We start from the raw sequence: 26,601 nt of genomic DNA, 5'->3' as shown, positions 1-26,601 counted from the left end.
CTGTTTCCTAAGCTATGATTCGTTGTAAACGGTCTTGTAACATCATTCGCATTTCCAGCGGATCTTTTTGCAGAATATCATCGCCTGTACGCCCTTGCTCGACATTTTTCTGCGCCACTTGTAAGCGCATACTCCAGAAACGGCACGCCGCCATCGCCAAGAAGATATTTAAACAGGCCAGCTCATCATCGGTCAGCTGACGAATGCTTTGATAGGCTGCAAGAAAGGCATCGGCCTTGGCTTGATCTAAATGTGCTTGTGGATAGGCAGTACAGAAGTCATTGATACTAATCGCAATATCAAATAACCATTCATCTTGATTCAATTCATAAAAATCAAGAATACCCTGTAATTGATCGCCTTCAAACAAGGTGTTATCTCTAAATAAATCCGAATGAATAAAGCCCGTAGGACGGTCTGGATGCTGCTGGGTAATCTGTGCAAATTTCTGAAAAACCTGAGCCAACAATGCCTGATCTTGTGCACTCATTTGTGGCTTAAGTTGTTCAGCGACATCTGACCAATATTGATGATTACGATTAAAATCACGTTCTAAAGGAAAGCCTTGTAAGGTCAAATGCAATTTTGCCTGTGCTTGTGCAATCGCCTGAATTTGGATAATGCTAGCGTCTTCAGGATGCTCACCCATCAAGCGCGGCGCAATTTGTGCTGGTTTATCTGCAATACTATGAATGGCCTGACCACTATGCTTTAAAGGCACTGCCACAGGCACACCTGCCTCACCCAAACAATCCAGTACAGGTACCAGCTCACCTGCACCTTCAGCATCTAATTCTTCAAAAACCGTTAAAACATATTGTTTCTGTGATTGATCCACCAAAAAATAATTGGTGTTTTGAATACCGCCTTGGATTGGAATCAGGTCAATCACCGCTAAACCATAAGGCTCAGCAAAGGCTTGAACTTCTTCTAAACTCAACGGGGTATAAACCGACATGGAAAACCTGCAAAAAATAGCTGTGAAGTTTGATAGAATACCTGTTCCCTCCATGAAGGTGTAGCACCCCTTTCTTTATTGGCGATTTTTTGGAAAATTTTATGCTCGCAAAACGTATTATCCCTTGCTTAGATGTTGATAATGGTCGAGTCGTCAAAGGCGTTCAATTCCTTGATATTCGTGACGCAGGTGACCCTGTTGAAGTCGCCCGTCGTTATAACGAACAAGGCGCCGATGAAATTACCTTTTTAGATATTACTGCTACCCATCATGGACGCGACACCACTTACCGTACCGTAGAACGCATGGCAGAAAGCGTTTTTGTACCCTTAACTGTGGGTGGTGGTGTCCGTAAAGTTGAAGATATCCGTTTATTGTTGAATGCAGGTGCCGATAAAGTCAGTATCAACTCGGCTGCCGTGTTTACTCCTGAGTTTGTCCAAGAAGCCTCGCAACGATTTGGTGCACAATGCATCGTGGTCGCGATTGATGCGAAAAAAACCGGCGAGAACAAGTGGGAAATTTTTACCCACGGCGGTCGTAAGCCAACAGGCATCGATGCGATTGAATGGGCGGTGAAAATGGCCGACTTCGGTGCAGGCGAACTGCTGATTACCAGTATGGATGCCGATGGTACCAAAGCCGGTTATGACATTGCCTTGATGCGTCAGATCAATGATCGCGTCAATATCCCGACCATCGCTTCGGGTGGTGTAGGCAACTTACAGCATTTGGCCGATGGCATCTTAAAAGGTGGTGCAGATGCGGTACTTGCTGCCTCTATTTTCCACTTTGGTCAACACACCATTCCAGAAGCAAAACAATACCTTGCTGAACAAGGCATTGAGATGCGTCTTTAATTAGATGAGCCATAAAAAACCTCTCAGGCGAGAGGTTTTTTTATTTAAAAATAGCTGTATACAGATAAAAAAATACCTTGCTGAGCAAGGTATGGAAACTGCGTTATACAACGCTAGAGGGTAAGCACAATATTATCATTTTGAACAAATTCTGAGCATTTGAAATGCTTGAGCTAAATTAGCGAGAAAATGTACAAAGATATTGACATTAAAAACCAATTTTATTGACAATTCACGACACCCCCTATTTTTGTCGTCATGATTTGTCAATAAAAGCCTGCTCAGCCCACTAGATCAATCGAATTTAGGCCACCGATTCTTGCGATTGTTTTTGCGGTTGCTCAGCTACAGGTGCTTCCACCAATTTTGGTTTTTGCTCGACCCATTTTGCAGGAAAAACGGATTCAATCGCTTGCGTCAATGCTTTAGACAAAGCTGCTGGCAATGCAATACCTAATGGATTAGCCTCTTTTAAATCCGCAGAAGACACCACACGAGTACCCATCACATAATCAAACCATGGACGCGTTACACACCAGTTGGCATCTTGGTTGGAATTCATATGATGATCATAATGCCAAGGAATGGTTCGTTTGGCCCAATCTGGCTCTAAGTGTGCACGACGATGCACATAATAATAGTTGCCTGCACTATACAGTGCCGCCAAAGACATGCCTTTTGAAATGGGATAAAACGCCACACTGGCAACCCCTGCCACGACAGCTAAGGACATGATTTCATTACGGGTACGCCAATGCTCGACACCTTCCACATAACAATCATCCGAAAACTGCTGTTTACGTACTTCACGGTGATGCGCCCAGTGCGACTCCATGCTTTTCGGCACAGGGCTATAACGTGGCTGCCCCGGACGATGTACCCCATGCAAAATGTATTTATGTGCAAACCATTCAAATGCATTTGCAACAGCTAAGCCTGCGATAAAACCCTTAATCATGGTTTTCTCCAAATGTTTCCTTATTTTTATTCAAGATATAAATTTTTGTAGGCGAAGTATTGACGATACGATATATTTATATTGACAAAACACGACAAGATAAGAGGTAGACAGGATGTCTCAACTCAAGAACTATACAGGCTCTGTTTTTGGTGGTTTGGGGCATTTATTAAAAGCCTATTGTGAAGCAGAGAACATCCATATTCCTGAACAATTACAACAGGTTCAAAACCTAGAGCGCTTTGATTATGTGATTTGGCGAGATTTGCTAGAAGATCTAAATCGACTGCATCCAAAGAGTGGTCTAGGCTTGGAAATCGCAGCCTATGTACAACCCAAACACTTGGGCATCATTGCCTATCTGGCGCTGTCCTGTGAAAACCTAGGTGAAGCACTGTCTCGTTATCATGATTTTCATCGCCTGATTTATGATGGTAGCCCTTTGGTGGTTGAATTTAATCACCCTTATGCATCGATTCGTTGGGAAGCCCCTGAACCACATCCGACCCAGTTGACCGATGAAATCGCGATTGCCTTGATGGTGCAGTTCCTTAAACTGTTTATGTCGGGTGACACGATTCATCTGCATGAAGTACATTTCGTCAATACTGCACCAAAAAACATCAGCATTTATGAGCAGTATTTCCACTGTAAAGTACGTTTTGAACAGCCCAAAACACAATTATTATTGCCAATGAGCGAAGCTTTTAAGCCACTCAAAACAGGTGATCACACCTTACAACAACTGTTGTTACAGCAAGCCCAAGCCTTGCTGGATAAATTGCCCAATTCAACCCAACTGGATCAACGGCTACAACATGCTATTTTGACTGGGCTACAAAAGAACCAATATCAGATCGATTTTATCGCCGAAAAACTGGGTCTGTCGGTGCGCCAATTACAGCGTCATTTACAACAACAAGACACCACCTTTCAGGAACGGGTACAGCAGGTGCGCTTTATGCTGGCAACCGAATATTTAAAAGACCCTCATCTGAGTTTGCAAGAAATCGCGCTACTGCTCTGTTATTCTGAACAAAGTGCTTTTCAACGTGCTTTTAAGATTTGGACGGGGCAAACCCCGCAACAGTGGCGAAACAACAACACAACTTACAATTCGTAATAAAAACACTCATGAACTAACGGTTTCGCAACTGACCGATTTTTTTGCCCGTTTTATATAAGAGCCTATATACCTATGTGAATTAGTTCACAATTTTTTCACGAGGGTTAAACATATCCATAATAAATTTTGGATGTTTGCTTTTTTTATTTTTTATAACTGATGTGGTGATAACAATGAACAAATATTTAGCAGAATTTCTCGGGACCTTTTGGCTTGTTTTTGGTGGTTGTGGTAGTGCTGTGCTTGCAGCTGCATACCCTGAACTTGGCATTGGTTTCTTAGGCGTTGCATTAGCATTTGGTTTAACTGTTTTAACAGGTGCTTACGCTTTCGGTCATATTTCTGGTGGTCACTTTAACCCTGCTGTCAGTGTAGGTTTATGGGTGGGTGGACGTTTTAACTCAAAAGACTTAGTTCCTTATATCGTGTCTCAAGTGATTGGTGGTGCGCTTGCAGCATTCGTGCTGTATATCATCGTACAAGGTCAAGCAGGCTTTGCAGGTACAGGAGGTTTCGCAACCAATGGTTATGGTGAACTGTCTCCAAACCATTTCTCTGTTGCGTCAGCATTCCTGATTGAGGTTGTTTTAACTGCGTTCTTCTTGATCGTGATCATGGGGGCTACAGATCGTCGCGCGCCTGCGGGCTTTGCACCAATCGCAATTGGTTTAGCTCTCACATTGATTCACTTGATCAGTATTCCAGTCACCAACACCTCAGTAAACCCTGCACGTAGTACTGCGGTTGCGTTATTTGCTGAGACAGCAGCAATCAGCCAACTTTGGTTATTCTGGGTTGCACCAATCATCGGTGCCATCATTGGTGCAGTGATCTATAAAGTGGTGGGCAGCGAGAAAGACTAAGCGCGATATACTCCATAAAAAAACAGCCTGCAACGGCTGTTTTTTTTATTTATAGAAACGGATTTTCAATATCCTGCTCAGGTTTTCTGTCAATCTGTTCAGGAAGTTGTTCTTTTTCCAGAGCAGCAACCACATCATTAATAAAGCTTTGCAATGCCTTTGCCGTTTTCAGCCCTGCCTGATCTTTAGTAATCTGTAAATTGCCATATAAGCTCACGCAATCGACCTGATTTTCCAAAGTCAGATCATAAATTGCCGAAGATTCATCACCCTGTTCAAAAGGTTTAAACATCGTTTCCCTCTCATTGTTCTTGTCTATCCCACAACATGAGCCAAGCAGGCTGACTTTGCAAGCGCTACTTATCGCAAGATTTGTAAGAAATACTGCACCAAAGCATTTACCAATTGATTGATCAAGGCTTGCTTGGTTTCTTCATCAATTTGCGGGAATTTACTCTCCGTCGCTTCAGTCGGCTTTGAACTAAACTCACGTTGCTGCACTTGAATGGCATCGGTTTTAGCATCTTCTGCACACTGACTCTGTCCATCCCAATGCGAATAACTGATGTCTTTGTTCGGCTTCACTTGCACTGCAGAAAGTGGCAATTGATAAACATTACGCTTCTGTTGTTCCGTCAATTGAGGGAACAAGTTGATGCCAAGTTTCTCTTCCAAATAGCAAACACTAACCACTTTGACCTGTTGAGAATTATTATTCGGTGCATAGTAGGCCCCAATAATCCCCTGCTTTGGTAAATACACCGCTTTGTACACTGCAGTCGGTACAATCACGCCGCTGCCTATGGTTTTAAGTCGCTTGCCTTCAAATACAGGACCGGTCAGCACATAGGCATCTTTATGCTGCTTGGTTACCATCGAGCGCACCGCTTCTTCTAATTTACGCCACACTTCCTGATTATTCTTCGGCGCTTGCGGCACCATATTGGCCAATGAAAAGCTGTCATATTGCGACGCGGTATTATTCATATCACCATTCGGCGCCATATGACCACGGTCATAGCCTGAACCACGATAGTCTGACAATAAAGCACGATGTGCAGGCTTTAGCCGTGTTTCTTCATGGAAATTATCTTCACGTTTAATTTTGATGCTTAAGCGTTCTGGGGTCAGATATTCTGCCGTCCACAATGGGGTCTTAGAAATACCTGAATACATCACATTAAAATCATTAAAACATAGCGCATAACTGTCTTTTTTCAGACTGTCTTTGCTGAGTAAGGGTGGAACATCACGATAAAACTGTTTTAAACAACCCGTATTACTGGATTGAAAGGGAATGAACTTGGAAATTTTTTCACTGCCAAATGCGATCGCAAAACTCCCTGTTGCGACCAGTGCCAACATCATTTTTCCAACATTTTGGCTCAAAAAAGCAAATGGGCTTTTACTCTTTCGGGTTGGTCTCTTTGCCATAACTACATCAAAATCAATATGAACGCACAGCTTAACAACTCAAAAGCCCTGTGTATATTGAGTTTCAGCCCAGAGCGACACTTTATGTCGCAAATCTGTACACTTGATCTACAGACAATAAAAAAGGCACGCTCAGGTGCCTTTTTTATACAGTTTTCTTAAATTTCGATCTGACTGCCTAACTCCACCACTCGGTTGGTTGGAATCTGATAGAAGTCACTGACAGGGCTGGTATTACGCTGCATCGAGATGAATAACTTTTCACGCCATGGCGACATGCCATCCCCCACGGTATGCACAATACGATCACGTGAAATAAAGAAACTCATTTGCATCATATCAAACTCAAAATCCAGCGCTTTATAGGCTTGTGCCAAAGCGACTGGGATATTCGGTTGATCTTTAAAGCCATAATAAACATAGATGCGATAAAAATGCTCATCCAGTTTTTCAACTTTTAAGCGATCTTCATCTGCCACATACGGAATATCTTGGGTATATACCGTGACCATCACATTACGTTCATGCAGCACTTTATTGTGCTTGATGTTGTGTAACATCGCATGCGGCACAATATTCGGTGTACCTGTTAAGAAAATCGCTTCACCTGGTACAAAATGAGTTTCTTTGCTCATACCAATACTTTTGATAAACAATTCAATTGGCAAAGCATTGGTTTCCATACGGTTATAGACAATTTCGCGACCACGTTTCCACGTCATCAAAATGGTATATACCACCACACCAATCAAGATCGGCACCCAACCGCCTGACAAAATTTTCAATGAGGTTGAACCCACAAAAATTAAATCAATAATCAGGAACGGCACCGCAAATAACGCCACTTTCCATAACGGCCAACGCCATACCCCATAGGCCAAAGTCGAGATTAAAATCGTACCGCAGAGCATGGTCATGGTTACCGCTACACCATAAGCACTGGCCAACTCGGCACTACTTTCAAACAGTAAAATCAGAATCACCACCGAGATAAACAGCACCCAGTTAATAAAAGGCAAATAGATCTGCCCTTGTTCTACATCAGAGGTATGGTGCACGGTTAAGCGCGGTAAATAGCGTAATTGAATGGCTTGGTTTGCCATCGAGAATACACCTGTAATGACCGCTTGAGAGGCAATCACAGCTGCGGCTGTTGCTAAGCCAATCATTGGGAATAAGGCCCAATCCGGAACCAATAAATAGAATGGGTTTTCAATGGCTTTGGCATCACGCAACAGCAATGCACCTTGCCCTGCATAGTTCAAAAGTAAACAAGGGAGTACCACCAAGAACCATGCCAATTTAATCGGTACGCGCCCAAAATGTCCCATGTCGGCATACAACGCCTCACCACCGGTCATGGTCAGAATCACTGCACCCATGGTGATAAAGGCAACTGTCGGCTGATCAAAGACAAAATGGAATGCCCAATACGGATTGACCATCATCAAGACATACGGGGTCTGGATAATGCTCCACAGTCCAATCAGGCCAATGGACGCAAACCATAGCAGTGTAATCGGGCCAAAGAATTTCCCCATTGTGGCGGTACCATGCCGCTGCACCATAAATAATGCCGTGAGGATACCCAAAGCAATCGGCACCAACCAACGATCTAAAGCAGGCGTCACCAGACTTAAACCTTCAATCGCAGACAGTACTGAAATTGCCGGGGTAATGATCCCGTCACCAAAAAACAGTGATGCGCCGATAAAGCCCAATGCGATCAGAAAGATTTTATTTTTATTGCTAAAAACGGAGGAACGCAGATTCAGTGCGAGCAATGACATGATCCCGCCTTCGCCATTGTTGTCCGCACGCATGATCATTGAGACGTACTTAAAACTGATGGTTAGGTTCATACACCAGAAGATCAGCGAAAGAATACCTAAAATCGAACCTTCACTGATATCAACATGTCCTGTGACAAAGCATTGCCGTATTGCATAGAGTGGACTGGTTCCAATGTCTCCAAATACCACCCCTAATGCTGCCAGCGTCATCGCGGGCAATGCGGCTTTTTTTGCAGTACTTTGCATATGATGTTGTCTTCAAAATTGAACGTTATATGGCGCAATATTATCACTAGCCAAAAAGTTTTTCTGCAAATCTGTTCGACTACAACTTGGCAGCGTGCATTTTTTTGGGTACTATCGCACACTTTGGTGAGGTGTCCGAGTGGCTGAAGGAGCACGCCTGGAAAGTGTGTATACGTTTGCGCGTATCGAGGGTTCGAATCCCTCTCTCACCGCCAAGATGATAAATTAACGAATGTACAAAAAGAATGGAGCATTATTGCTCCATTCCATATTTCCAAACTCAATCAAATATTTCTTTAATTTGAAAAATCAAGAATTCAGTTTTAAAGTAAATTACATTCAGAAACTTTCAATCTATATTATGCAAATCAATCAAATACTTAATAGACTGACCTAATGCATACCCTAATAATGGTGGTACTGCATTACCCACTTGTGTGTATTGTGGCACTTCAAATTTACGCATTTGCCCACCAGTAGTTACCTTAGATAAAAACTTAAAGTTATCTGGAAATGATTGAATGCGGGCCATTTCCCGTACAGTGAGCGTTCTTAAATCACTATAATGGCAAGCGTCATCTGGAATAGATAAAGCAGCCGGAGCTGGTTGATTTGGTACAAGCGCCTTTTGTGTCTGTTTTTTTGTTTGATGGTTTTTCAAATAATTTACTAAATCATCTCGCATACTAAAACGGATTGATTTACTTTCCTCATCCAAAAACTCTAACGATTGCAGCTCATCAAAAGCTTTCTGTGTTAATGAATCTGAATTACCTTTCAAAACTTGTTGAACTTCCTTCTTAGCCTCTTTTGAAACTAAATTTAGGTTTTGATAAAGCTTGAAGCGCTTTTGTACATGGATACCATTTGATCTCAGTTCATAGTTGCTTAAACTTTCTGGTAAACCTAATAATGGGTTAAATAGCTTATCTAATTTTTTAACATATTCAGATGGTTTCAATTTAGCCATAATCGATAAATCTTGTATGGCATCTTTTACTGTAAATTCATTACCTTTAAAAGCGATCAATGGCTTTAAAAAAGAAGTTGTAAAAAAATCATGATTATTATCTACATCATAATAATCTAAATAGCCATATCCTAATTCTGGATCAGCTTTTACTTTCTCAAAAAATTTAAAACTTTTATCAAATGCCTCTTTTTCCGTACTATTCAGCCTATTTTTAATCTTCTGATAGACATCTTCCCTTATACCTAACAAGATAAATCTAGGGCGATTTTGAGCTACACCAGCGTACTTTGCATTAACATGTAAACACAGAGGAATATAATTAATTCCCGCAAATGCTTTTGCAACTTCGTACCAAGCAAAGAATTGACCTTTATCAGTATTAAATGCCCTTAAAATTCCAGTCACATTTTCCAAAAGAACAAACTTAGGCTGTGTATGTTCAACAAATTTAGCAAATTCCCACGGTAATGTATTTCTTTCATTACCTAATTGACGTAGCCCTGCCATACTAAAACTTTGGCACGGCGGACCACCTGATACTAAATCTAGTCCATTGGATAAGCCTTTATCTTGAATTTGATCCAGTAACTCAGGGCTTTGCTCTAAAAGATTATTTAATTCAATAATACTGCCTACAAGTAATTTCTTATTTAGCTCTGTATTTCTATTGACGTCACTATAACCACCTTCAACTATCGGTGGATATGTTTTAGGATTCTCACGTAATCGTTTACTTATTTCTTCTTTCGGAAAATTTGAATTAATCCATAGAGCATGTTCTGGCGCACTATTCCCTTCTAGCTTTTCATTAAAAAAGTTATAGGAAAACGTTTCTGCCGCCATTGGGGACAGTTCATTTGCAATTACCAAGTTATATCCTGATGCTTCAAGACCAAGAGACAGACCACCACAACCGGCGAACAATTCAATATAGTTCAAAAATAAACTCTGTTAAATTTTAAAAACACCCCTATTCTAAAGTACACTTAACTAAAAATCCAGGGCTTAAATCCATTAAAAATGAATCAAAGAACTCCCATACTTTTAACATCTGAACAAAATCAAATTTCTCTCAAGAACCGTCAATATTTAGCTCAAAAAGGCATTGATTACGGCTTGTTATCTATTACTCAAACAGGTCTAGATAAATCAATCATGGACGCTGTAGGCTCATTACGTGTATATCTAAAAGAACAGCAATATCATGACTATGATAGTCAATTACAAGGCACTCCCTATAAAGTTCTAAACCCTTGCTTTTTAATTGTCTCAGACGATGAGGCGCAAAAACAGAAAGTGAGCTTATACCGCCCAGAGACAAAAAAAGGAGATCCACGCATTTGGATCTATGGCTTAAAAAACTGTGCTCAACCCGGCGATGAAATTGCTTTAATTATTGATAAAGATGAGCTTTATGTTTTCAACATTTCAAAACTAGATTTATCGGTGAACCAAGTTCTAGCCCAAATTGTAAATGACTATGAAGCCGTGGCAAATGAGTTACTTGGTTTACTACAGGCTTTAAGCAAGAAAGGTCCATTACAAGCAATAATGAAAGGTGATACGGCGATTGGCATGACCATAGAGCATGCTTTAGGTATTCCGGCCAATTCATCCCCTTCTCCTGATTACAAAGGAATTGAGCTTAAATCATCACGCTTAAATAAGGCTTCTAACCGTACTAACCTATTTGCACAAGTTCCAGATTGGTCTATTAGCACACTTAAAAGCAGTCAACAAATTGTTGATAAATATGGCTATGAGCGTGACGGTGACTTAAAGCTTTATTGCACTTTAACAGCCAACAAATACAACTCTCAAGGATTGGGCTTTGAAGTAGATTTCAATAATGACGTATTAAATGAAATTCATATCCAAAATGGGTCAGTTGTCAGTTGGCTTGGTCAAACCCTTAGAAGTAAATTACTCGAGAAGCACCGTGAAACCTTCTGGATTAAGGCAGATACCCATATAAGCAATGACGATGAATATTTCACACTTAGATCAATTACACACACCAAGAATCCCTTAGCGAGCCAATTTTTACTTTTGATGGAGCAAGGGATCATTACGATGGATCATTTGATTAAGCGCAAAGACATGACTGGGAAAACCACAGAAAAAGGACCTTTATTCAAAATTAGACCACAGCATCTGAATTTATTATTTCCAGAATCAAAGAATTACTATCTAACACAAAATATTGATTAATATGAATAGATAAAATATTGATGTATAATAGATCAAAAGATTTAATTTGAATTTAATAAAAATTAATTTCTTCATTGATACTAAAGAAAAAAGCAATAGGAATTTTTCATGTATATATTAAACTCAAATATCAAAGTCGGGGATATTATCTTAGTTCGTGGTGCTGCCAAACATAGTAAAATAATTGCTAAACTCACTAATGGACATTTTTCACATGCGATGATAGTACTTGAAAATGGTGTTTGTTTAGAAGCTATCACAGGAACTGGGGTTCAACGAACAAGTCAATTAAGAATAGTATTTCATGATAAAGCCAATGTGATTGTTCTTCGCTGTATTTTTCCTGAAGAGCAAACGGCATTAGCTACTTATGAATATATTTCAAAAAATTCCGCAGAATATCAAGGAAATGAATATAGCTATAGAGGAGCAATTGAGTCGATAGCAACAAATGATAAAGATCATACTAATGGTGGATATTTCTGCTCTCATCTTGTCGCTGCAATATTTGCTGATGCAGGTTTTCCACTTCTAGATAAACCCGCCCATAAGATTACGCCAAATCAATTACTTGAATCCCCTTTTCTTGAAAATATTACTGATCAAGTAATTTCTCCTATTTCAGATATTACAAAAAAGCGTATGGAAAAAAATGGGGATAAATTGAATTGTATTGATGCAGGTGGAAGTACCCTTTCTCAAGATGCTAAGAACCACCGTAAATTACTCAATGATACTGCCAAATATTTTCGTAGAAATAAAATAGATGTTCCCAATAGACCTGTTGAATTTGCTCTAGTTTTGACAGATCCACTTAATCAATATTTTGCAAAATAATTAGATTATCAGATAAGCAAAGCTTACAAAAAAATTGGTATTAATGAATACGTACATCAAAGTTTTTCTCATGCTGATTATGAGGCAGATTTAGCAACTTTCGCAGATGAAGTTCATAGTTTTGGATATACCCATGCTTTGAATCTATATGGAAATTTTAACTATCTGCTGATGACACAATTAGCAAAACGTCATAATGCGGTTATTCATAATAAGGTCTTTGAAGATTCCGACCAAAAGTTCAAGTTTAGATATTTTGCATTAAAACTGGAATATTATTCTACAATGATTGGTGCTATCGATGAAATGATAAACCATTTTATCGATATCATCAGAATGATTGAAAACAAATTTCCAGAACATAATGAAGACCTTCAGAAAATCAAAGCAATCATCACCATTAATATTATTGAAGAACAGAAAGATAATGAAACTAAATCTGCTTTAATGAACTTTTTAAAAGTATAAAATCACCACCAATTACAGTGATCCTTAAACTTGAATGATTTGGATTACAATTAAGGAGACTTATTCTCAACTATATAAATCAAATACTTATATTGCTTCAGCTAATTTGGGTAAATTTACAAACTTATCGCTTTATGCTTAAACAACTCAAGTATTTGAATATTAAATCTGATGGCCTCTTTCATCGCCAGAATTTTTTATTCATGTGATTGCATGAAATGAAAGAGCTTAAATCTGATGATTTAAGCTTTTTTTGTTGCCTTATGTTTTTCAATCAACCTTAATGAATATTAAATATTATGATGAAAAACAAGTATATAGAATTAACTCATCTAATAATGTAAATCTAGTTTTCATCAACTTTCCGAACTCTCTCAATCGTAATGTACTCATTTGGAATAACGATCTGTTTCTCAACCTTTTTAACTTTGTAAGCAATCAGAGTATTTTTACCAATACCTTGGAATAAAACTTTTACATCCTTAAAAATAAAGGTTTGATGTTCACTTAGCTCAGGAGTTGTTGTTTTGGGTAAATCAATTAAGTTGGCATAAGGGGCTTTAATATACAGTGTCGCTTTTTCTATACTGACACCTGTTTTTTGCATCGTGAAATCTAAGAATACTTTGCCAATATCCCCAATAAAAAACATAGGTACAAGGGGAATTAGGATAAGAAAGAATGATATTTGTATACTGTCTTTGATATGTGTTTCTAATCTCTTTAATTTAGTTCTGGCAAATGTTTTAAGATTTTCACTGGCATCAGGATCATCAATAATATCCTTTAAGTTTTCAAACTTATTGCCAAACTCCTTGATCTTCTGCCTATTAATATAAAAAGCATAATAGAACAGCGAAATAAAGGCCGAAGTAAGAACTACATAAAAGCTGATTTTCCAATGTAATAACAACAAACCACGAATGGTATATAAGAGATATAGGGAGGCAATCAATGTAAGAATACTTATCTTTGGAAAGGGAAGTTTTTTGCCTATTCGTGTATGCTGTGGCAAATACTTATCTACAGTACTAAAAATTAGATAGACCATAGGCATTAAGGAAATTCCAAAGAAAAACAGTACCATGCTTAATCCAGCATAGACAATTGAACAGGCAACAAAAATCAATAGAAAAATAAGTGTATCGCCAAAGCTAATTTCTGAAGGGATATAACCAATTGTGAGCAGATAGGCAACTAAGCACAATATTCCAATCGAAATAATTGCTTTTATAGTTGTTAGCCCTACTTCATGCCACTGACTAAAATTATTTAAAAATCTTGTTGTTAAATCATTCATTATTCATTAAACCAATTTTTATAACGCCCTTTAAAAGAGCTTCCCCAAATCATGTAGACCTATTCTGAAATACTTTTCGATTTTCCAATTTAGGTTTTTTTCTTCAAAAAATTATAGATAAATTCAAAAAATAATTTATATCAGTGCCCCCATAAAAGATATCCATTCTCTTTAGCCTGTCTATATGCCCAGCCCGCAATACTATGCGATCTTTCAATATCTGTCAGAAAACCAAGCTTTGATAATTCATCCGTAATTAAACTATCAAAATTTTGGTTTCGCTCTTGCCATTGAAATAAAAACTCTTCTGAAGCCAAGAAATCACTTTTAGCTGAATTGCATTTTTCATCTGCAAGCACAAAATTATGACCTGTATCTGCTGGGTACATCACCCAAGGTATAAAATGATCTACAGCCCATTTATTCTGCTTAATTGGCTTTTTACAGTAGAAACATGTACATGCCTGTAGATCAACCAAGAATTCCCCTACTTGACGCAGCTGATTTCGGCTTGGCTCAAACATGAATGTTGCCAAATCAGGTAAACCGTCTAAAACAAGTAAATTACCTTTATTTAACCTGACAAAATCGACCCATTTTTTCTGGCATAACTCTTCAATAATTTCACTGAATTGGCGTAAGCAATACATGACATGTGGGAGAAGTATAAGTTGTTTTCGAGAATCTTCTAAGCGATATAAAAACTCAACATTTTGCCCTTTCAAATTTTGTAGGTAAGTTACAGGCATCTTCTTTACGATCTCTGCCACTTTCTTTTTCAATTGCAGCCAGTACACATGGTCTCGTCTAGCTAAGGCAAGGGATTTATAACTTTGCTGGGCAGCGTGAATTAAGCTGATAACTCCTGCTTGTTTACCATTATTCTGGTGTAATGAAAACGGTTCATTTTCATTAAAATAAAATGGAAGTGATTGCTTCCAATATAAATCTATGAATTTCTCGGCAATATCTAAATAGTCTAAAGTTAAGTCTTCTCCAGTATCTTCTCCCTGTTCAATCGCCAAACGAGAAAGGCTCATCAATAAAGCAAATTTATAAGTCGAAGAAAAACTTCCTGAATGCAAAATTTGCTGAATCTGTTTCAGAAACTTGAGTTGCTGTTGTGGAGTTGGTATAGATACTGACATTATTATTTATTCAATTTTGTTTTTGAAATACGATATTCAGCCAATCTTCATTATGATCGGGGCGCTTATCAATGGTAATCCATTGTTGTAACAATAAAATATTATCAAATTTTTTTAATAAGCTCTGTGCTTGTGATTCATTGATATCAGTAAATTGTCGTCCATCCTTGTAACGATCTTCCTCACCATATTTAAATGACATGTAGCAGATACCATTCACTTTTAATGCTTTTAATATTTTTTCCAACACCTCAGGCAAACGTTTTCTTTCACAATGTAATAGTGAAGCACATGCCCAAACACCATCATACTGATCTTGTTCTGACAACTCATAGAAGCTTTCAAAACGTACATCAACTCCAGACAATCGACTTGCTTTATCTACTAGTTCTTTTGAATAATCCGTTGCTGCAACCTGATAACCTTTATTCTTAAAAGCCAAAGTATCCCTACCTGAACCACAGCCTAAATCAAGTATAAAGGCATGGTCTGGCAGATAGCGTAAAAATGGTTGATATAGACTCTCCATATCTACTTTGAATGTAGACTCGAAGAACTCTAATGCATTGATATCGTAATAGTCTAAAGTTTGTTTCATTTATGCCATGAGTAATTTTTTCTCAATTCTACTAGAAATAAGAACGTTATTGTGCTCCTACTCCTTTCTGTTAGATCGTCTACAGTCTGAAACTAAACTCCCCAGATATCTCGAATTAAAGTTTGGCATCCACTCAGAAAAACGATAGCCATTACACAAGCTATTTTCATAAAATCTGTCTTTTTCATTATTTAAAATTCCTTATACGGCTTCAGTTTCAGGTTTAGCTTCCATACTTGTGATATCGCAATATTTAAGCATATGCTATGAAAGATAAATTTTGTAGAATAGGCTACGAGTTAAATCATTTTGTATCTAAAGACACTATTTTAGCTATTGAATATAAAGTATTTGCCAATACTTGTTGATCTTTATAACTACTGGCGTGATCATAGCCATTTATTACAAAAACTTGCTTTGTTATATCTCTTTGTACATCGGCTCCAGATTGGTGACAAACAGTTCCATCTCCCGCTCCAGTCTTGGGATTTGGTGCAACATGCAGCTTAAAGATGACATCCTCCCCCTGTCGTCTTTTTATCTTGCGCTCACCATCCTCTGCAAATAAATTTCTATCCCAAGTATAAACTTCTACAGTGGGTAATATTTTTTCACCAGTAAAAGGATCTGTTATAACTTTTGCATTTCTATCAAATGGAATACCGTTATAATTTATAAGTTCATCTTCTGTTTCAACATCAATCCTTTGTTCCGTTTCCCACACAACCTCATTAAAAGCAAGATGTTGTGGATCATTACCATAATGAGCATACGTATTGGTATGATAACTATCCTTTATACTCTCATGAAAATTTTGCACCAAGCTTACATTTTTTATAAAAAAATCCGATGTTTCAGTAAACTCTGCCTGCTCTAATCCTCCGTCTTGCTGATCATTTCTTCCATCATTCATTTGCCATTGGGCATCTTTACCACTTCCCCCAAGATTTTTCCATTGTGCGTTTTTATCCCCAAATTGGCCAACGTCAGTTCCCAAAGATTTCCCCAACCCACCCAAGCCACCAAGCCACCAAGCCCTAAAGCTCCACCTTGCCAAGATTTTCTTGAGCTTTCAATTTCTTTAATTCTATTTGTTAAAATACTAGCTGGATCTAAATAATCCATATTGACCATACGCCACCATGCATTTGTATCTTTATAAATTTCGTCGTAGGGATCTGATTTGGGTAAAGTTGCGGTGATGATCTCTCCATTGAGTTTTCTTGCAATAAGCTTTAACCAAGTTTTAGACTTTCCTGTATTTACGAAGTTTGCAAAAGGAAGTAACTGTAAACCTCCTGGCGAATTCCCTAAAACAGGAGTCAGTTTTTCACAAGTCGCACCAAAAACATGTTTCGCTATACTATCAACTGCACTACCCGTTACCTCTGATCCATCCCAACCATTTGCAAATCTTTTATATACAGTAGGGGCCCCACTGGCTGGCATTACACCATGAACAACCCCCAAGATATCATTTTTAATAGAATCATCTTGAATTAAAGAACGAGTTACGAGTCCTCCCATTGAATGGGTAACAATAATAAATTTCTTAAAGGTAGCCTTTGGATACTCTTTTTTTACTTGAGCCTTAACTTCTGAATTTAGTCTTTCTGCCACATTCTTAGCTGATACATCATTGGATTGTAGCCAGTTATAACCTAATGCAAACACAGGGAAAGCGTAGTCGGCTAATTTCCCAAATTCATTTTTTGTAATCAATTTAAAATCTTTTGTAGGGTTCCAAACACTCCTGATCGCGTTTTCTTTGATCATGTCGCTACCAGTGATATTTGTTAGCACTCTCCAAACATCTGACCCTCTAAAATCATCTTCATTTTGAATTCCTAAAAAGCTTAAATCGAATTTAGTTAGCTCTCTATTTAAAAATCTTTCCAAATGAATTAAAGCTGCACCATATCCATCCCACCAAACGGTTCCCCATCCACGACTTCGCGCTTTATCTTCATCAAAATTAGCAATATCTTTCTTCTTTAAATTGATTTCGCCCGCGTTACTAACCTGAGTTGTTTCAGGATTTAATTGTCGTTGTCTTTTTTTAGCAGTTCTAAAAAATTTGCCATCTACTGCAGCCCAGGCACCACTCATTTTACCATTCGGCGGGAACCAGACTTGATCTCCATCATTACTCATAATATTAGAGCCCATGATTCCAGGGATAAATATTATGGGTATCACAAATTTAGGGCCTAGAATAGCATTAGCTAATGTAGGATTAGTGCTCGGTGTTGTTATTGAAGTAAAGTGATCTTCATTTTTTTTGTGGCATCATTTTGAATTGGCATTGAAAAAATTCCTAAAATCTTTTAATTGTATTTAGTATTACTTCATACAAATGAATGGATTCTTTTTCATTAATACTTGCAGTTTTTATATTATTATTTTCATAACCAGTATCAACTTCTAACTGCACAAGAGGGTCTGTTGCCAAACCTGGGGTACCAAGATGTTCCCAAGTTGCCAAAACACCATCTTTCCCTTTCATTGGAGTTTTAACTAACCACTCAACTCCTTCTAACTTCCCTCCTAGATTTTGAGCTTTGACTCCTTTTCGAATTGTTTTCGTCTCTGCCTCTGCTTTAGCAAGCAATCCTTCTTTTTTTAAATTATAGTTTGTTCGCTCTATTAAATCAGGGGTTGGCTTTGAAAGTGCCTCAGCTTCAAGTGCAACCCTCACGGAAGGCGCATCTTTTAGCCTAAATCCAATACTATTGTAACTATGTCTATATACTTTCCCCTCATTTCTTATAAAGCCATTATCTATACAAACTCCAGCCTGTGTTGGAATTTCATTATTTTTCCGTGCAACTAAATTATTAAGCAGGTGATTAAGTGCTTCATCACTTTCAGTTTTAAATTTTGTTGAATAAGTTCCATTAATCAAAAAAAGTGTTTTATTCATTAAAACCCAAGCATAAACATCATTTGCTCCTCTTTGATCTTTACCTACTTTTCCTTTAAACACTTTAACAGTTTTTCCATCATTAACCTGTTCAGCTCTATCTTCAATGATAAGCATATTATTTTTAGAGTATTCCAACAGTTTATCTTCATAGGCCTTTTTAAGATCATAATGGGAAGCATTTTTTTTATTTTTAATATAAAAAGAATTATAACGATCTGAACCACCTATTAATTCAGCGCTAACAGGCAGTTGGAAAGAATACCTTCCAATGCACCAATTTTGCATCTTATCTAACTTAATCATTGTTTGACTACCATTCGTGTTATCATTATCTGCGTAAGAGCAGCCTGAGAATAAAAATAAAACAACTAGATTTATTGAGGCTAATGGGATTCTCATAATTACACCTATTTATCTAAACTAAAGCTTGAGTAAAAAACCATTAGTTTTTAGCCTGTTCAAGTATTTCCAATACGGCTTTACCCATAGAGAGCATCGTAACCTTTTGAGTTTTTCCTTCAGCATCAGTTACACCTTCAATAACTTTCCCATCTTCTGTCATAATCTTATATTTGGTATTTGGTTGCGCCACACCAGCACGATTGCGAACAATAAATTGCTCATCATAATCCATCTGTAGTTTTGGCATTGCCGCCAAGTCAGTACTTAAATTACTCCCCGCCATTGTTTTAATTTGCCCTGCTTTTAGCGACATGGTACCAGGACAAACAAGATCAATATTTCCACCTTCAATTTTGATATAACCTCCCCCCGCGGCTAATAATATTCCCTTACCACTTTCTATTTTGACAAAGTCATTAATCGCATAAACGTGCATCAGTTCTTGCGAGGCTATTTTCATCGTATCAGCCTGAGCTTCTATTTCTATGGGACCCTGCCCAGCTTTAATTTTAATGCCCGCAGCTTTCGCAAAAAGGGAAATCTTATCTAAGACATTCGCCAAAAAGCCTCGCCCTGAAAAAATCTGTACATTCCGTTCAGAACTTAAATCGATATTTTCTTTGGCTTGGGCAACAATCCCTTTATCCGCATCTAGAATGATTGAATCTTTAGCATCAATCGCAATATATGGCGTAGAATCTGACTCATTCCAGTGAGGAAGTTCAGTTTTTAGGGACTCTTGAAGTTCTAATTCAGGTTCCGTGGTTTGATGTCCTTTAGCTGCATCTTTTATTGCTGCATTAGTCGCTAAGAATTTCTCAATATTTTGTTGTAAATTAGGTCGATCAAGTTGGTTTCCACTTGCATTAGAAGCACTTTCAGTCGTAATCAAAATCCCTTTGGGGGCACGAATTCCACCCCATTCATCCGTTCTTAACTCAAAGCCTTCGCCACGACCTTCACTTTCGGCTTTCTCTTTTGGATGGCTTAAATTGCCTAGATTCAGTTGGGTTGTACCATGACTGCTGTGTAACTGGGCACTGATTTGCCCTGTAGTATCATCAAAACGCAGTTGGTTATAGCCTTCGCCACCAACCTCTTTGGAGCGAATTCCACTGAGTTTTTTGGTATCAGGAAGTTGGCCTTTAATGTCAAATTTGGTTGGTGAACGTTGTGCTTCATGAATACGGCCAGTCACAAATGGGCGGTCAATGTTGCCATCAAAGAAGTCAATCACCACGATTTCATCTTTACGCGGTAAAAAGCGTGCGCCATAACCTTCACCTGCCCAAGGGGTCAGCACATCCACCCATGCTGAATCGGTATCACTGTCATTAGCGCCAGCACCACCATCATGCGTATGATCTGCTGTACGGGTGAACAGGAAGCGAACTTTAATCCGCCCCCATTCATCGACATGGATTTCTTCACCATCACTCACCACTCTGGCACGCTGTACATGTGCGGTCGGACGGTGAGTTAATGGATCATATTCAGGCACAATATCAATCGTTCGGCGCACAACCATCAATTCATTGGCTTGGCGTTCTTGTTCGCTGTCTTTACTAATCGCCCAGTGGCTGAGACTCAATAATTTTTCAACTTGGTCTTTAATCTCTTTAGGAAGGTTATTCTGGTTATAAAAATGCTTGGTCAGAATCAAAAACTGTTTATCATTTTGACTATGATTTTTTTCTAACTCAGGATGATCGTTCAACTGAAACCAATAACCAACCTGTGTATCCCGCACACTACTATGCGCAGTAAAATATTTTGCTTGTAAAGCCTGATATTGGTTTAGCTGTTTATTGAGTTTATCTAACTGGCTATTTCCTGAGACTGTAGCTTGATCCTCTCCATTGAGATCACGAATCCAAGCAGGTGAAATATTCCATGCTTGTTCCAGACTTAAACTTTCATTATCTCGCTGAGCACTGTGCTGATGTGAACTGATCACTGAACCACTGGCATCTTCTTGGCTTAAACTATCCGCCTGCCAGCGCTGCACATGAATAGCAGTGGGTTGCAATTGGCGTTGTGCAATAAAGCTGGTAATACTATCCGACTGTTCTGTCGCATGAGAGCGATGATAGCGAATGTTTCGACGTTCAAGTGCCTTAAATTGTGCATTATCATCAATTAAACGTAATTTTTGTGGCTCGATACTCTGGCTATTACTAGAGACAATATAGCTGGATTCATCAATTAAAAAGTTAATCGACTCTTCACGTAACAACCGCGTTAAATAGGCATAATCACTTTCATTCGACTGCATTGAGAAAGGACGAATATCGTAGTCCTTGCTCAAACCACTGCTATCTAATTTAAGACTAGCTGCAAATAAAGGGCTTTTACCTTTCCATTCCTTAAAAATAATTTCACAAATCTCCACCGCACTTTTATTCATAAACACGCGGCTATTGCGTCGCTTATGCCATAAGCTGGTAGCATCCTGCATCGTCAGTCGATAAAGGCTTAAAGCACCATCACTTTGCCCCTGACTTGCGCCTGTAATAATTCCTGTGGTTCTAAACAGTTGACCAGCATCTGTCACTTGATCAACAGCAACCTGACAGCCAATAAATTGTTTGAGTTCGATATAAGGATTGGTAGATAAACAAATCAGTTCTAAGGATAATCCATCATTAATACCATGATAACCCTCTAGGCGTTGCAGCATGACTTGAGTATTAAGTGCTGTATTTGAAAACTGAATACTCATCGCACGTTTTTGAGTGCCAACGCCTAATTTATCTAAGACGTTAAAGATATTATTCAACATTATTATTGCCTTATTCTTGATCAAAAAAAATTACCAGAATGATTTGTCTGATTCAATTATGAACAGGTTTCGTTTTGTGTCATTGTAACTAAAAGTCTTCGATAGCCTTGTACAACATAACGGCCCAACTGATATTTTTCTTGTATTTTAGGAATACTGAGTTGCTCCAAATCCTGTTGGTGTTGTTTTACCCAAGCCCTCTTTTGATCCTCAATGCTAATATTTAAAAATTTTCTTAAAAGCATACGATTTTTAATAATATATTTTTCACTCCGTTTTAATCTTTTCGCAATTTCAGTCAAACTTAAATGCAAGTCCAATAAAATCTCCTGATTTTCTAAACGCCATGCTTGAACTCGATCCTTATGCTTTGCCAGACCTAAACGCTGTCTTAATTCATCTTTCTTCCTAAAAATCTGTTCAAGGCTCAAACCAAGCTTTTTGACTAAGTCCTCATTACTTAACTCAGGATTAATGAGGTCTTCTTGATGTAGCGCAAACCAAGCCTCTTTTTGTGCTTTGATTTTGGGGATCTCCAGCATTTCTCTTAATCTTGCTTTTGCTCTTAAAATTTCTCCTGGCATTTTTTGGAATTGATCAGCTAAGACGGCAACCGTTTTTCCTGAGTTTAATAATTCCTCCTGATGATCCAATAGCCATTGCCGCTTTGCTTGTTTATCATTTTGAAATTTTTCAGAAAAACTGAATTCATCTAGCTCTTGCCGAATACGGTTATAAATTTTTTTAGCGATGAATACACTGACATCAAATTTTTCTACGATTTCCTGAACAGTTAAGCCGTTCAGCTGTTGTTTATTGGCTTGAAACCACTGCTCTTGAATCACCTCAGCTTGTTTTTTTCTAAGTCGCTTTCGCACAGGAATATCGACAAGTTCAGCTAACCAGATTTTATGTTGATAAACTTGAGGTCGTGTTAATCCATACTTCGCTTTTAATGTCTCTAAACTGTCGTACAACAGTTCATCTTGATGTGCCAGAATCCATGAATTATTTCGATAGATAAAATTTCTTTGAATACCCAATAGCCGTCTGAATTTACCGACCATACTTAAGGAGAGTTCAAGTTGTTTCGCAACTTCAAAGACTTTGTATTCTTTTACAAGATCAGCAATCTCTGTGGTTAAAATCACTGAAAAACTTGGACTAACGCCCTCATCTTTAGCGGTAAACCCATAAGGCCAACCACGATAGACGATAATACCTGTATGTGTTTTTCGCTCCTCGTAGGCATCCCAATACTCGCCCTCCCAATCCTTGACCGTTTTAATTTTAAAATATTTATATTTTCCCATTATTTTATTTCACTGCTCGTAATCAAATATAAAATCGTATCCACCAACATTTTTAGCGATTTTAATACTAACTAATCTTTATTTTATAAATCAACAATCCACCTGATATGTATATTAAACTGACCTATTAGGTATAAATTTTAAAATTAGAATATGAGGTATATTTTTATTGAGTTAGAAGGCAAAAATTAAACACTTACATAAATATCAAAAGATAATAATTTCTCAAAAAATAAAATTCTTTTATCCATGCTTATACCCGATCCTGCCCCATCTCTGCTACTCTCTTTCTTTTACTTTTCTGCGTTTTACTATGCTCAGTTTATTTGTTTACGGGACTCTAGGGCCCAACCGCCCCAATGCCCATATCATGGAAAATATTGGTGGTACATGGGCAGAAGCACATGTATTTGGCACACTCAAACAACAAGGCTGGGGAGCTGAATTGGGCTTTCCAGGTATTGTGCTCGATCAGAGTGACAACAAGGTATCTGGCTTTGTGTTTTTCTCAGACAATCTCGAACAACACTGGCAAGCACTGGATGAATTCGAAGGTGCAGGCTACCAACGTGTCCCTGTTAAAGCGCATTTAAGCACAGGTGAAATGATTGATTCCTTTGTCTATGCACTCAATAGCTAAGCTGAAATTGGCGAAAATTCGACAAACGAATTAAATTTATCTGATTGCTCATTTTTTCGCTTGTTTTTTTAAACAGATTCTGTAGAATTCTCGCCACGTTGCCGGCATAGCTCAGTTGGTAGAGCAACTGACTTGTAATCAGTAGGTCCACAGTTCGAATCCGTGTGCCGGCACCATTTCTCGATTTACTCTCTTTTCTTCCCCATCATTTTCTCAAAATGCGAAATATTCGGATTTAATAAATCCCATTCATTTGCATGACTCACAAAACATTCTGCTTGCGGTTGATACAAATTTGGATCATCCAATGTTCCTGCACGGATTGAAATCATTTCAGGTACCAGTTCTGGTAGACCAAACATTTGTGAACCACAATTGGGGCAAAATGCACGGCGGATCGGCTTGCCAGATAATCCCAAAGACTCAAAATATTTTAATTCACCATTAATTTTCAGTTCGGATTGATGAAAGAAGGCAATCGGTGCATAAGCACTGCCTGTGGCTTTCTGACAATCACGACAATGACAATTAAAACGATAACGTGGCGCAACCTCCGCCTGATAGCTCACTGCCCCACACAGGCATGAACCTTTATATTCATTTGGCATCTTGTTCTCACTTTTTTACTGCACTGATTTGAATATAACGTACTAATCCATCTTGGTAGAGTTTTCGGCACAACTTGGCAGTCATGTTTATTTTGAGTTGGGCCAAATCAAACGCTGATTTTTCAATTTTCCGTGTTTCGATATATTCCGCAAAACCATTCAGCACCGGCTCAGAAAAATCCTGAATTTGAATATCAGTAAAACCATGCTGCGCTAAAGTCTGCCCCAGCTGCTGCTGATCCATCACATGCTGCCAATTCACATCGGCACTTTTTAACAGATAGCGATATTTTTGTTTTTGTAGAGCGGAACACTGTAGCCAATTTTCCGACCACATTAATGTGTGAAACGCGATCCGACCTTTTGAATTCAAAACTGCAGATGCTGAATTGAGAAATGAATTCAAATCACTGTGATAAGCCGCATCTATACACAGCACCACATCAAATGAATTCAAAAATTGTGATGCTTTTAAATTCAAAAAAGAGCCACAATGAATTTGAACCTGCGGTAATTGTTTTTGAATTCGTTTGACACAATCAGGCTGTAACTCAACTGCACTGAGTTGTTGAATGTGATAATGCTGGGTCCAGTGCAACAAACTGGCACCTTGTCCACAGCCTAGATCTAAAACATGATCTGTGGATTTTAGTTGAATCGATTGCGCAATTTGATCGGCCAGACTTTGGCAGGCCTGTGGATAACAATGATGTTGGCCTTGCCAAAAACCTAAATTACTCCAAGCAAGCAATGCATCATCACCGAGTCGTTTGGCATCAATCGCATATTTATGCCCTATGACTTTTTCGATCAGCGCTTGCTTGAAGGTGGCCATATTTAATAACCGAGTTCAGGCGCAACTTTGACTTTTGGTTTTAATCCAACAAAGGGAACGGCGGCACCTAAGATTTCAGAAATATGCATCGCAGAGGTCACAGCAGATTCTAAGATCGGCAAACCATCACACGACCATGAACCGCAATAAAACACTTTACGGTTTAAGTCCAAATGACGTTGCTGAATTTGTTTATTCAAGGCGACCGTTTCTGAATCGACCACCGCACGGGTGAGTTTGACTTTAGAAATGATTTTCTTCGGATCGATATCAATCACAGGGCACCACGTCTGGAACACGGCATTTTTACCCACCAAGCTTGGTTCAATCGCATTGATCCACACGGTAAATTGCTGACGGGTAAATTTACGATCCATCATATAGCTCAATACCGCCCAATCTTTACGGCGTTGTGGCATTACAATTGGATCGGTATGAATCACCAAATCGCCCTGCTCAAAGCGGAATTTTTTCAGTAAGGCAATATCATCGGCAAATTGTGGCTGCTTGAGAAAATCTTCAATCACTGGGGTTGGTGTCGCAATCACCACACGATCAAATAACTGGCTTTCACCCTGTGCATTTTCCACCAAAACTTTTTCGCCCTGCTCTTCAACTTTTTGAACAGGCGAACCACTATGAATTTCAATGCCTTCAATCAAGCGATTGACCAGTGCAGGCGTTCCACCTTTCATTCGCAGTAAGGCTTCACCTTCCGTCAACTGACGGATAAATTCTAATAAAGGTTTGGCTGGCCATTCTCCAATGGTTTTAGGATGGCAAGTACAAATGGTATACAGCACTGGCATCACCGTACCATGCCAGAACACTTCCTCAATATGATATTGATTCATGAATTCAGCTAGTGTGATGTCCTGATTATCTGATTTAAAAAATTGATGCACCGCTGTTTTCAGCTGCAACATGCCTTTGACCAAGCGCCAACCATATTGCTGAATGCCTTTGCGGTTATTAATAATCGGAAAATTGCCGATACGGCTACGTGAAGTGGTGAGCCATGTATCTGTTTTATCTTCAAACAACCAACTGCAAGCCATAAAGGTACGGACAGGGAAAGTTTCTATGCCCAAGTAGCTTGCCAAACTTAAAGTATTTTGCCAAAGCTTTGGATTCATTACGCGTAGCGGGGCATCAATAATGCCACCATCAAAATCAATACTATGACTATCCATGCCTCGCCCTGCGAGTGCTTCGAATATAGTTACCTTATGCCCTGCATCATGTAGGATTCTGGCTGAGGCAAGTCCTGCCATTCCACTGCCAATAATTGCAATATCCAAAATTATGTCCCATCAGTTGAT

At 38.6% G+C, this 26,601-nt stretch carries 24 protein-coding genes and 2 tRNA genes; 9 read left to right on the top strand and 17 right to left on the bottom strand.

The genetic code is table 11. The features are described from left to right. Positions 1-7: 7 nt before the first annotated feature. Entirely contained in the window at positions 8-958 is a 951-nt protein-coding gene (locus A7P54_RS13800) for a homoserine kinase (RefSeq protein ID WP_171549930.1), read from the bottom strand. Between the two features lie 101 nt (positions 959-1,059). Between A7P54_RS13800 and hisF the strand changes: the two genes are divergently transcribed. Then, positions 1,060-1,818, top strand: a complete 759-nt coding sequence (gene hisF, locus A7P54_RS13795; RefSeq protein WP_004659983.1) for an imidazole glycerol phosphate synthase subunit HisF — start codon at positions 1,060-1,062, stop codon at positions 1,816-1,818. 304 nt (positions 1,819-2,122) lie between these two features. Here hisF and A7P54_RS13790 read toward each other — a convergent pair whose 3' ends face one another. Next, on the bottom strand, positions 2,123-2,776 hold the full coding sequence (locus A7P54_RS13790; protein WP_005185684.1) for a sterol desaturase family protein: 654 nt from the start codon (positions 2,774-2,776) through the stop codon (positions 2,123-2,125). Between the two features lie 115 nt (positions 2,777-2,891). Between A7P54_RS13790 and A7P54_RS13785 the strand changes: the two genes are divergently transcribed. Further along, positions 2,892-3,899 (top strand): AraC family transcriptional regulator, encoded by a 1,008-nt coding sequence (locus A7P54_RS13785; protein ID WP_171549929.1) that lies wholly within the window; start codon positions 2,892-2,894, stop codon positions 3,897-3,899. Between the two features lie 176 nt (positions 3,900-4,075). Then, positions 4,076-4,765: an aquaporin Z gene (gene aqpZ / locus A7P54_RS13780; RefSeq protein WP_004657301.1), complete on the top strand. Its 690-nt coding sequence runs from the start codon at positions 4,076-4,078 to the stop codon at positions 4,763-4,765. A gap of 49 nt (positions 4,766-4,814) precedes the next feature. On the opposite strand, the gene A7P54_RS13775 is transcribed toward aqpZ, so the two are convergent. The 3 genes from A7P54_RS13775 to A7P54_RS13765 form a co-directional block, all read right to left on the bottom strand. Continuing rightward, complete coding sequence (locus A7P54_RS13775; protein WP_005185690.1) at positions 4,815-5,057, bottom strand: hypothetical protein; 243 nt, start codon at positions 5,055-5,057, stop codon at positions 4,815-4,817. Positions 5,058-5,125: 68 nt separating this feature from the next. Then, positions 5,126-6,199: a DNA/RNA non-specific endonuclease gene (locus A7P54_RS13770; protein ID WP_171549928.1), complete on the bottom strand. Its 1,074-nt coding sequence runs from the start codon at positions 6,197-6,199 to the stop codon at positions 5,126-5,128. Positions 6,200-6,357: 158 nt separating this feature from the next. Continuing rightward, entirely contained in the window at positions 6,358-8,238 is a 1,881-nt protein-coding gene (locus A7P54_RS13765) for a potassium transporter Kup (RefSeq protein WP_171549927.1), read from the bottom strand. A 125-nt stretch (positions 8,239-8,363) separates the two neighbouring features. Here A7P54_RS13765 and A7P54_RS13760 point away from each other — a divergent pair. Beyond that, positions 8,364-8,453 (top strand) — tRNA-Ser (locus A7P54_RS13760). Between the two features lie 134 nt (positions 8,454-8,587). Here the strand turns inward: A7P54_RS13760 and A7P54_RS13755 are convergent. Further along, positions 8,588-10,150, bottom strand: a complete 1,563-nt coding sequence (locus A7P54_RS13755; RefSeq protein ID WP_171549926.1) for a DNA cytosine methyltransferase — start codon at positions 10,148-10,150, stop codon at positions 8,588-8,590. Between the two features lie 81 nt (positions 10,151-10,231). On the opposite strand from A7P54_RS13755, the gene A7P54_RS13750 reads away from it, so the two are divergent. From A7P54_RS13750 to A7P54_RS13740, 3 genes are all read left to right on the top strand, one after another. Next, positions 10,232-11,422, top strand: a complete 1,191-nt coding sequence (locus tag A7P54_RS13750) for an MvaI/BcnI family restriction endonuclease (RefSeq protein WP_171549925.1) — start codon at positions 10,232-10,234, stop codon at positions 11,420-11,422. Positions 11,423-11,530: 108 nt separating this feature from the next. Continuing rightward, on the top strand, positions 11,531-12,259 hold the full coding sequence (locus tag A7P54_RS13745) for a hypothetical protein (RefSeq protein ID WP_171549924.1): 729 nt from the start codon (positions 11,531-11,533) through the stop codon (positions 12,257-12,259). A 171-nt stretch (positions 12,260-12,430) separates the two neighbouring features. Next, on the top strand, positions 12,431-12,727 hold the full coding sequence (locus A7P54_RS13740) for a hypothetical protein (RefSeq protein WP_171549923.1): 297 nt from the start codon (positions 12,431-12,433) through the stop codon (positions 12,725-12,727). 346 nt (positions 12,728-13,073) lie between these two features. Here the strand turns inward: A7P54_RS13740 and A7P54_RS13735 are convergent, their stop codons facing one another. The 8 genes from A7P54_RS13735 to A7P54_RS13700 form a co-directional block, all read right to left on the bottom strand. Continuing rightward, positions 13,074-14,027: a hypothetical protein gene (locus A7P54_RS13735; RefSeq protein ID WP_171549922.1), complete on the bottom strand. Its 954-nt coding sequence runs from the start codon at positions 14,025-14,027 to the stop codon at positions 13,074-13,076. Positions 14,028-14,167: 140 nt separating this feature from the next. Then, complete coding sequence (locus tag A7P54_RS13730; RefSeq protein WP_171549921.1) at positions 14,168-15,175, bottom strand: HNH endonuclease signature motif containing protein; 1,008 nt, start codon at positions 15,173-15,175, stop codon at positions 14,168-14,170. A 10-nt stretch (positions 15,176-15,185) separates the two neighbouring features. Beyond that, positions 15,186-15,773, bottom strand: a complete 588-nt coding sequence (locus A7P54_RS13725) for a class I SAM-dependent methyltransferase (RefSeq protein ID WP_171549920.1) — start codon at positions 15,771-15,773, stop codon at positions 15,186-15,188. Between the two features lie 304 nt (positions 15,774-16,077). Further along, a complete protein-coding gene (locus A7P54_RS13720; protein WP_171549919.1) occupies positions 16,078-16,770 on the bottom strand; it encodes a hypothetical protein in 693 nt (230 codons plus the stop codon). Then, on the bottom strand, positions 16,683-17,942 hold the full coding sequence (locus A7P54_RS13715; protein WP_216077119.1) for a hypothetical protein: 1,260 nt from the start codon (positions 17,940-17,942) through the stop codon (positions 16,683-16,685). Before A7P54_RS13715 ends, A7P54_RS13720 begins: the two co-directional genes overlap by 88 nt. A gap of 148 nt (positions 17,943-18,090) precedes the next feature. Beyond that, positions 18,091-19,098 carry a T6SS immunity protein Tli4 family protein gene (locus A7P54_RS13710; protein WP_171549917.1) on the bottom strand — a complete coding sequence of 336 codons (1,008 nt, stop codon included), beginning with the start codon at positions 19,096-19,098 and terminating at the stop codon, positions 18,091-18,093. A 43-nt stretch (positions 19,099-19,141) separates the two neighbouring features. Then, a complete protein-coding gene (locus A7P54_RS13705) occupies positions 19,142-21,883 on the bottom strand; it encodes a type VI secretion system Vgr family protein (protein ID WP_171549916.1) in 2,742 nt (913 codons plus the stop codon). A gap of 56 nt (positions 21,884-21,939) precedes the next feature. Continuing rightward, complete coding sequence (locus tag A7P54_RS13700; protein ID WP_171549915.1) at positions 21,940-23,196, bottom strand: hypothetical protein; 1,257 nt, start codon at positions 23,194-23,196, stop codon at positions 21,940-21,942. Positions 23,197-23,509: 313 nt separating this feature from the next. Between A7P54_RS13700 and A7P54_RS13695 the strand changes: the two genes are divergently transcribed. Both A7P54_RS13695 and A7P54_RS13690 read left to right on the top strand, forming a co-directional pair. Beyond that, positions 23,510-23,836: a gamma-glutamylcyclotransferase family protein gene (locus A7P54_RS13695; protein ID WP_171549914.1), complete on the top strand. Its 327-nt coding sequence runs from the start codon at positions 23,510-23,512 to the stop codon at positions 23,834-23,836. 100 nt (positions 23,837-23,936) lie between these two features. Then, positions 23,937-24,012, top strand: a tRNA-Thr gene (locus A7P54_RS13690). Between the two features lie 9 nt (positions 24,013-24,021). Here the strand turns inward: A7P54_RS13690 and A7P54_RS13685 are convergent. The 3 genes from A7P54_RS13685 to A7P54_RS13675 are packed head-to-tail and all read right to left on the bottom strand — an operon-like array spanning position 24,022 to position 26,580. Continuing rightward, positions 24,022-24,444 carry a GFA family protein gene (locus A7P54_RS13685; RefSeq protein ID WP_005201535.1) on the bottom strand — a complete coding sequence of 141 codons (423 nt, stop codon included), beginning with the start codon at positions 24,442-24,444 and terminating at the stop codon, positions 24,022-24,024. A 7-nt stretch (positions 24,445-24,451) separates the two neighbouring features. Beyond that, complete coding sequence (locus tag A7P54_RS13680) at positions 24,452-25,279, bottom strand: class I SAM-dependent methyltransferase (protein WP_171549913.1); 828 nt, start codon at positions 25,277-25,279, stop codon at positions 24,452-24,454. A gap of 2 nt (positions 25,280-25,281) precedes the next feature. Then, positions 25,282-26,580, bottom strand: a complete 1,299-nt coding sequence (locus tag A7P54_RS13675; RefSeq protein WP_004803715.1) for an FAD-dependent oxidoreductase — start codon at positions 26,578-26,580, stop codon at positions 25,282-25,284. Positions 26,581-26,601 lie beyond the last annotated feature (21 nt).

It is taken from the genome of Acinetobacter sp. Ac_3412, from assembly GCF_013072675.1.
GTDB classification, from domain to species: Bacteria; Pseudomonadota; Gammaproteobacteria; order Pseudomonadales; family Moraxellaceae; genus Acinetobacter; species Acinetobacter higginsii.
Note: the sequence above shows the minus strand (reverse complement) of the source record. Positions and strands in the feature narration are given on the sequence as shown.

Bases quoted from the DNA above. Each gene is read 5' to 3' on its own strand.
- A7P54_RS13735 (WP_171549922.1), bottom strand. From the start codon at position 14,027: ATGAATGATTTAACAACAAGATTTTTAAATAATTTTAGTCAGTGGCAT.
- A7P54_RS13710 (WP_171549917.1), bottom strand. From the start codon at position 19,098: ATGAGAATCCCATTAGCCTCAATAAATCTAGTTGTTTTATTTTTATTC.
- A7P54_RS13800 (WP_171549930.1), bottom strand. From the start codon at position 958: ATGTCGGTTTATACCCCGTTGAGTTTAGAAGAAGTTCAAGCCTTTGCT.
- A7P54_RS13740 (WP_171549923.1), top strand. From the start codon at position 12,431: ATGACACAATTAGCAAAACGTCATAATGCGGTTATTCATAATAAGGTC.
- A7P54_RS13715 (WP_216077119.1), bottom strand. From the start codon at position 17,942: ATGGGCTCTAATATTATGAGTAATGATGGAGATCAAGTCTGGTTCCCG.
- A7P54_RS13705 (WP_171549916.1), bottom strand. From the start codon at position 21,883: ATGTTGAATAATATCTTTAACGTCTTAGATAAATTAGGCGTTGGCACT.
- aqpZ (WP_004657301.1), top strand. From the start codon at position 4,076: ATGAACAAATATTTAGCAGAATTTCTCGGGACCTTTTGGCTTGTTTTT.
- A7P54_RS13680 (WP_171549913.1), bottom strand. From the start codon at position 25,279: ATGGCCACCTTCAAGCAAGCGCTGATCGAAAAAGTCATAGGGCATAAA.
- A7P54_RS13775 (WP_005185690.1), bottom strand. From the start codon at position 5,057: ATGTTTAAACCTTTTGAACAGGGTGATGAATCTTCGGCAATTTATGAT.
- hisF (WP_004659983.1), top strand. From the start codon at position 1,060: ATGCTCGCAAAACGTATTATCCCTTGCTTAGATGTTGATAATGGTCGA.
- A7P54_RS13770 (WP_171549928.1), bottom strand. From the start codon at position 6,199: ATGGCAAAGAGACCAACCCGAAAGAGTAAAAGCCCATTTGCTTTTTTG.
- A7P54_RS13695 (WP_171549914.1), top strand. From the start codon at position 23,510: ATGCTCAGTTTATTTGTTTACGGGACTCTAGGGCCCAACCGCCCCAAT.
- A7P54_RS13700 (WP_171549915.1), bottom strand. From the start codon at position 23,196: ATGGGAAAATATAAATATTTTAAAATTAAAACGGTCAAGGATTGGGAG.
- A7P54_RS13685 (WP_005201535.1), bottom strand. From the start codon at position 24,444: ATGCCAAATGAATATAAAGGTTCATGCCTGTGTGGGGCAGTGAGCTAT.
- A7P54_RS13790 (WP_005185684.1), bottom strand. From the start codon at position 2,776: ATGATTAAGGGTTTTATCGCAGGCTTAGCTGTTGCAAATGCATTTGAA.
- A7P54_RS13765 (WP_171549927.1), bottom strand. From the start codon at position 8,238: ATGCAAAGTACTGCAAAAAAAGCCGCATTGCCCGCGATGACGCTGGCA.
- A7P54_RS13785 (WP_171549929.1), top strand. From the start codon at position 2,892: ATGTCTCAACTCAAGAACTATACAGGCTCTGTTTTTGGTGGTTTGGGG.
- A7P54_RS13750 (WP_171549925.1), top strand. From the start codon at position 10,232: ATGAATCAAAGAACTCCCATACTTTTAACATCTGAACAAAATCAAATT.
- A7P54_RS13730 (WP_171549921.1), bottom strand. From the start codon at position 15,175: ATGTCAGTATCTATACCAACTCCACAACAGCAACTCAAGTTTCTGAAA.
- A7P54_RS13725 (WP_171549920.1), bottom strand. From the start codon at position 15,773: ATGAAACAAACTTTAGACTATTACGATATCAATGCATTAGAGTTCTTC.
- A7P54_RS13745 (WP_171549924.1), top strand. From the start codon at position 11,531: ATGTATATATTAAACTCAAATATCAAAGTCGGGGATATTATCTTAGTT.